At 37.4% G+C, this 6,791-nt stretch carries 4 protein-coding genes; all 4 read left to right on the plus strand.

Features of this window, described 5'->3' with window-relative positions:
- The first annotated feature begins 6 nt into the window (after positions 1-6).
- The 4 genes from J2W48_RS14500 (at position 7) to J2W48_RS14515 (ending at position 6,357) form a co-directional block, all read left to right on the plus strand.
- Positions 7-3,171, plus strand: coding sequence for an efflux RND transporter permease subunit (locus tag J2W48_RS14500; RefSeq protein ID WP_310282353.1), 3,165 nt, complete (start codon positions 7-9; stop codon positions 3,169-3,171).
- A 130-nt stretch (positions 3,172-3,301) separates the two neighbouring features.
- Complete coding sequence (locus J2W48_RS14505) at positions 3,302-4,720, plus strand: TolC family protein (protein WP_310282354.1); 1,419 nt, start codon at positions 3,302-3,304, stop codon at positions 4,718-4,720.
- 221 nt (positions 4,721-4,941) lie between these two features.
- Positions 4,942-5,547 (plus strand): Crp/Fnr family transcriptional regulator, encoded by a 606-nt coding sequence (locus J2W48_RS14510; protein WP_310282355.1) that lies wholly within the window; start codon positions 4,942-4,944, stop codon positions 5,545-5,547.
- 72 nt (positions 5,548-5,619) lie between these two features.
- On the plus strand, positions 5,620-6,357 hold the full coding sequence (locus J2W48_RS14515; RefSeq protein WP_310282356.1) for a GNAT family N-acetyltransferase: 738 nt from the start codon (positions 5,620-5,622) through the stop codon (positions 6,355-6,357).
- Positions 6,358-6,791: the final 434 nt, after the last annotated feature.

The raw sequence follows: 6,791 nt of genomic DNA on the forward strand, positions 1-6,791 counted from the left end.
ACGACAATGTTCAAAATATTTATACAAAGACCTGTACTGGCAACCGTTATTTCCATTTTATTGGTAATATTAGGTATACTTGGTCTTACGAAGTTGCCTTTACAACAGTTTCCTGATATTGCACCACCATCGGTTTTGGTAACGGCAGTATATCCGGGAGCAAACGCAGAAACGGTCTTGCGCTCTGTCGCGCCTTCTCTGGAAGAATCTATAAATGGTGTTGAGAACATGACGTACATGAGTTCAACGGCAAGTAACGATGGTACTTTAGCCATTACCGTTTTCTTTAAACTGGGAACTGATGCTGATCAGGCTGCTGTTAACGTGCAGAACAGGGTTGCACAAGCTACAAGCCAGTTGCCCGCAGAGGTTGTGCAGCAAGGTGTAACGACTGCAAAACAGCAAAACAGTTTTATCATGGCGATTGGTATGTATACCGATGATGAAGCCAAATATGATCAGACTTTTGTTGCCAATTATGCGCAGATTAATATTATTCCGGAGATCAAACGTATTCCGGGAGTTGGTGCCGCCAGTATTTTTGGTGGAGTTAAAGATTACTCGATGCGAGTTTGGTTAAACCCAACTCAAATGTCAACTTATCAGGTTACGCCCAATGAAGTTATGGCAGCCATTCAGGACAAAAGTCTGGAAGCAGCCCCGGGTAAATTTGGAGAGAGAAGTAAAGAAGTTTTTGAATACGTAATTAAATACAAAGGAAAACTAACCAAACCAGAGGATTATCAAAATATTGCGATTCGTTCTAATGCTGATGGTTCTGTTCTTCGCTTAAAAGATGTTGCCCGAGTGGAATTGGGTGCTTATTCTTATAACAGTTTGACACGTTTAAATGGTAAAAAAGGAATCGTAATTGGTGTTATTCAGTTGGCAGGTTCTAACTCAAATGATATTCAGGTTGCGATTAATAAATTGATGGTGAAAGCCTCTAAAGATTTTCCACCGGGTATCAAACACAATATTTTTTATAGTACAAAAGTATCTCTGGATCAATCGATAGATCAGGTGAAACATACTTTGATAGAAGCTTTTATATTGGTATTTATTGTGGTTTTTATCTTTTTGCAGGATTTTAGATCAACCTTAATTCCGGCCATTGCAGTTCCGGTAGCGATTTTAGGTACGTTCTTTTTCATGCAGTTATTCGGATTCTCGATTAACTTATTGACATTATTCGCTTTAATTCTGGCGATTGGTATTGTGGTTGATGATGCCATTGTGGTCGTCGAGGCCGTGCATGCTAAAATGGAGCATAAACATTTGTCTCCAAAAGTGGCAACACATGAAGCAATGCACGAAATTACGGGTGCTATTATCTCGATTACGCTGGTAATGGCTGCTGTATTCCTTCCGGTTGGTTTTATGGAAGGTTCAACCGGAGTTTTCTATCGTCAGTTTGCTTTTACAATGGCTATTGCAATTGTAATTTCAGCTGTTAACGCTTTGACTTTAAGTCCTGCCCTGGCCGCTTTATTCTTAAAAGATAATCACACAAATCACGATGGAAATACTCCATACGTTAAAAAAGGTTTTAAAGAGAAATTCTTTACCGGATTCAACAATAGTTTTAACTCTTTAACCAACCGTTATGTAGGCGGATTAAAATTCTTAATTCGTAACAAATGGGTTAGTTTAGGCGGATTGGCTTTAATTACGTTCGCTACGGTTGTAATGGTTAAAACTACGCCTTCAGGATTTATACCAACAGAAGATCAGGGATTTATTGCGATTGCGGTAAATACACCATCCGGAACATCTCTTGACGGAACCCAAAAAGTAATGACCGATGCAGAAAACACTTTACGAGGTTTGGATGCTTCACGATTTGTAACCGCTATTTCAGGTTTCAACTTATTGACGAATTCTACAAGTCCGTCATCAGCAGTTGTTTTCGTATTGCTTAAACCAAATGAAGAACGTGGCGATGTTAAAAATATCGACGAAATTATGAATCTGGTTCGTGGCAAGTTAGGCGAAATTTCAGGTGGAAGTTTCTTCGTATTTAGTTTCCCAACCGTTCCTGGTTTCAGTAACGTTGAGGCTTTAGATTTGGTTCTTCAGGATAAAACCGGAGGAAAACTGGATAAGTTTAGCGGTATCTCTCAAAACTTTATTGGAGAATTGATGAAACGTCCGGAAATTGCTGTAGCTTTTACCAGTTTCAAAGCTGATTATCCTCAATTGCAATTGGATATTAATGATGCCAAAGCAGATCAATTGGGTGTAAAGGTCAAAGATATTCTGCAAACCATGCAGGCTTACTTTGGTAGCGCACAGGCATCCGACTTTAACCGATTTGGTAAATATTACAGAGTGGTTGTTCAGGCTGATATTGCCGACAGGGCAGATCCGTCAGCGATTGATCGTGTATATGTGAAAAACAAAAATGGTGAAATGGTTCCGATCAATACTTTGGTAAAACTGACCCGTATTTATGGTTCTGAAACAGCTTCGAGGTATAACTTATTTAATTCGATTTCGATTAATGCGATTCCGAAACCCGGATTTAGTTCCGGAGATGCCATTAAAGCAATCGAAGAAGTAGCAGCACAACAATTACCTGCGGGTTACGGATTTGAGTTCTCAGGACAAACCCGTGAAGAAATTTCTTCGGGAGGTCAGTCGGCAACAATTTTCTTACTGTGTTTGATATTTATCTATTTCTTACTTGCCGCACAGTATGAAAGTTACATTTTGCCGTTAGCAGTAATCTTTTCAATTCCTGCAGGTATATTTGGAGTTTTCGTAGCCATCGGCCTGACCGGAATTGAAAACAACATTTACGTACAAGTTGCCCTTGTCATGCTGATAGGACTGTTGTCCAAAAATGCCATCCTGATTGTCGAGTTTGCCGTTCAAAAACGAAAATCCGGCCAGTCATTGGTCAAAGCTTCTATAGATGCTGCGAAACTACGTTTACGACCAATTATCATGACATCTCTTGCTTTTGTTGTGGGATTAATTCCGATGATGAGTGCTACAGGACCGTCAGCTCAGGGTAACCACTCCATTAGTATTGGTGCCGCCGGAGGTATGCTTTCAGGAGTAATTCTGGGGTTGTTGATCATCCCGGTTTTATTCATCGTATTTCAACATTTACAAGAAAAGGCTTCCGGAAAACCCGTTGCCGTAATTCATAACGAAGAAAAATAAAAATGGAAAATTATATAACGACAATACTGGTGACCATTATTATTGGCATCGCCTACATATCCTATAAAATTTCAAGAGATCTTGAAACCAGAAAAGATACTTGTAAAGAAATTTAATGACAACATATAAAATGAAAAAGTATATAACCAAAATTGTGATGATCGCTATTTTGATCGTCACAGTACTATCCTGTACCGTTTCGAAGGATATTGAAACTCCAAAAGATGCATTTCCTGAGAATTTCAGGAATGCATCGGTTTCAACAGATACGACAAGTATCGCCGATTTGGAGTGGAAAAATTTCTTTACAGAAAAAGATATTATCCAGTTAATTGATAGTGCAGTCGCCAGAAATAACGATTTGCAAATCGCTGTTAAAAACATTGAAATCGCTCAATACAGATTTACACAATCGAAATGGGGAAATGTGCCTCAGGCTAATTTGTTTGTAAATGCCAGTACCAGCAACCCATCTGACAATAGTTTTACCGGAATGAACCTGAATCAGGCTTTAGGTCAAAAACACATTGATGATTATTCTGCCGGAGTTTCCCTTTCCTGGGAAGCTGATATCTGGGGAAAAATCAGAAGTCAAAAACAAGGTGCTTTTGCCACTTACCTTCAATCTGAAGAAGTAAAAAAGGCATTGCAGACTAATATAGTAGCGAATGTTTCTAAAGGATATTATAATCTTTTAATGTTGGATGCGCAATTAGAAATTGCCAGACAAAACCTGAAATTGAATGACAGTACAACGAACATTATCAAATTAAAATTTGATGCCGGACAAGTGACATCATTAGGGATTCAACAATCGGAAGCACAGAAATTAAGTGCCGCACAATTGATTCCGTTATTGGAACAAAATATTGCGATTCAGGAAAATGCATTGAGTGTTTTGACAGGCTCTTTTCCAAATTCGAAAGAGAGAACGATTCGTTTAAGTTCACTTGAAGTGAAGGATAACGCATCTATCGGAATTCCGTCATCCTTAGTAAGCAGAAGACCGGATGTAAAAAGTGCTGAATTGGCTTTAAAAGTAGCCAATGCAAATGTTGGAATCACAAAAGCCGATTTGTATCCTTCGCTTAAAATTACCGCTCAGGGAGGATTAAATTCGTTCGAAACCAGCAGTTGGTTCAACATTCCGGCTTCATTATTCGGAACTGTTGCCGGAGGTTTAACACAGCCTTTGCTCAATAATAAAAGAGTAAGGACACAATACAATATTGCCGTTGCAGAAAGAGAAAAAGCGGTTTTAAATTTTAGACAATCCGTTCTGGTTGCCGTTAGCGAAGTAGCTGATGCTTTGGTAAAAGTGGAGAAATTAGAACAACAGGAAGCTTTTTTACAAGAACGAGTAAAAACATTGCAACAAGCCATTAAAAATTCGAATTTGTTATTCAAAAACGGAATGGCGGAATACCTTGAAGTTTTATCTGCGCAAGCAAATTTATTGCAAAGCGAGTTAGAACTGGCGAACATGAAAAGAGAACAACTTTCTGCCAATACCGATTTATACCGGGCATTGGGCGGAGGCTGGAGATAATACCCGTTTTAATTATTATTTATTTTTTGAAAGCGCTGTAAGACTTAGGTTTTGCAGTGTTTTTTATTTTTGTCATGGTACGCGGATGACGCGGATTCGCTAAGCGAAGACGCGGATTTAAACGGATTTTTTATTCCTGTTTTTGTTCTGCTCAAAGAAATTCAGTAAAATTTATGCGCTTATTTCTTTACTTTTGATAAGCTAAAAAACCTTCAGGAAAAATGACGCTGAATAAAGAAAAATACCTCAACAACCTAAAACTAACTTTCAACAGCTACGCTCCTATTTCGGAAACTTCCTGGCAATTAATTGAAAATAGTATTGAATTTCAATCAGCCAAAAAAGGAGAATTACTTTTAGGAAACGGGCAAATTGCAACAGAAATTTATTTCATCGCCCAAGGTTGTGCAAGGGCTTTTATTACAGACGCAACAGGAAATAGCTACAACAAAAATATTTTTCTGGAAGGCGATTTTGCCGGATCAATGGCTTCATCATTGCAAAAAACACCTTCTGAATTTGCAATTGAAGCGCTAGAAGATGCTATTCTTCTAAAAATAAATTATAAAAAATATCGTGAATTGATTTTCCAAAATGAGGATTTAAAAAACTTTTATATTGCTTATTTAGAAAAAAACTGGGTAATCGAAAAAGAACAGAGGGAAATTTCATTGGTTATGGAAAACGCAACTGAAAGATATCTTCAATTGTTATCCAAGTATCCTGATATCTCCGAAAGAATTGCATTGCATCATATCGCTTCACATTTAGGAATCACGCCAACACAATTAAGCCGAATCAGAAAAGCACTGGAAAAAGATTTGTAAATCAACATATGTAAAGGTTTTCGATAAAAACGAGACTTATCTTTGTTTTATATTTCTATAATTACTCCTGAAATGAAAAATAAATCTCTTATCGAAGGCAACATAAACAATCTTACCGGTTTATGGAAAACTGTTGGAATTCCTTTTCTTGCCTATCATAAAAACGACGCTTTCGAATATTGCAAAATCGAAAATTCCGGCTGGCCCAATAAGTTGTGGTTTTGTCAGGATATTACCGAAAACGATGCTGAAAAAGCGATTGAAACCATGCAATCTAATTCGGGGTTGGTACTTCCGTATTTGGATATCTTCGGAACCAATTCTTATGAAATCCTGGAAAATAAAGGTTTAACCAAAAAAACAGAACAGGTCGGCATGTCACTGAAACTGGATCAAAAATTTGAACAGCAAAATAATCTCAGTTGTAAACGCGTTTTAAATAATGAAGATGCCAAAATATGGACGGATATTTATCCTGATGCATTTGGTTATGTAATCAGCAAAGAAATCCTGGTTCAAAATAACGAGAATGTTCAATTCTATTTGTTTTCTTTGGAAAATCAGCCAATTGGAACTTGCATGTTATTCCAAACCGGAAATAATATTGGAATTCATGGTGTTGGTGTAATTCCGGAAATGCGAAGAAAAGGTTTTGCCGAAGAAATCATGAAGTCTGCTCTTAATTTAGCAATTGATTCTAATATCGAATATGCTTTGTTGCAAGCATCTGCAATGGGCAAAGACATATATACAAGGCTGGGTTTTGAGGATTTATTTGTGATTAAGAATTATGTTTTGAAAACTGAGTAACGGAACACTGATGACACAGATTCGCTAAGCGAAAACACGGATTTTTTGTCATTTCGACGAAAGGAGACTCGAGCGATAGCGAACAGGCGTAGCAAATCACTGAGGGAGAGCAACGCACTGTTGTCGAGTTACTAGTGTGATTACTTTATCTAAAAAATTTCACCCTAATTCCACAGATTTATACCATTTGAAATATAAAACAGTTTTTTGTTTCCCTCATCCCAGCCCTCTCCAAAGAAGTTAAAAAATCGGATTATTTTATATTTCTAAAGGGTATTAAACACATCTATGCCCTTCCTTCTATTTTCCATTCTCTTTACTCTTCACTCTTCACTCTTTACTCTTTACTCTTTACTCTTTACTCTTTACTCTTTACTCTTTACTCTTTACTCTTTACTCTTTACTCTTTACTCTTTACTCTTTACTCTTTACTC

The organism is Flavobacterium piscis (assembly GCF_031457575.1).
GTDB classification, from domain to species: domain Bacteria; phylum Bacteroidota; class Bacteroidia; order Flavobacteriales; family Flavobacteriaceae; genus Flavobacterium; species Flavobacterium piscis_A.

Excerpts from the sequence above, each read along its gene's own strand:
- J2W48_RS14515 (WP_310282356.1), top strand. The coding sequence starts at position 5,620 with ATGAAAAATAAATCTCTTATCGAAGGCAACATAAACAATCTTACCGGT.
- J2W48_RS14500 (WP_310282353.1), top strand. The coding sequence starts at position 7 with ATGTTCAAAATATTTATACAAAGACCTGTACTGGCAACCGTTATTTCC.
- J2W48_RS14510 (WP_310282355.1), top strand. The coding sequence starts at position 4,942 with ATGACGCTGAATAAAGAAAAATACCTCAACAACCTAAAACTAACTTTC.
- J2W48_RS14505 (WP_310282354.1), top strand. The coding sequence starts at position 3,302 with ATGAAAAAGTATATAACCAAAATTGTGATGATCGCTATTTTGATCGTC.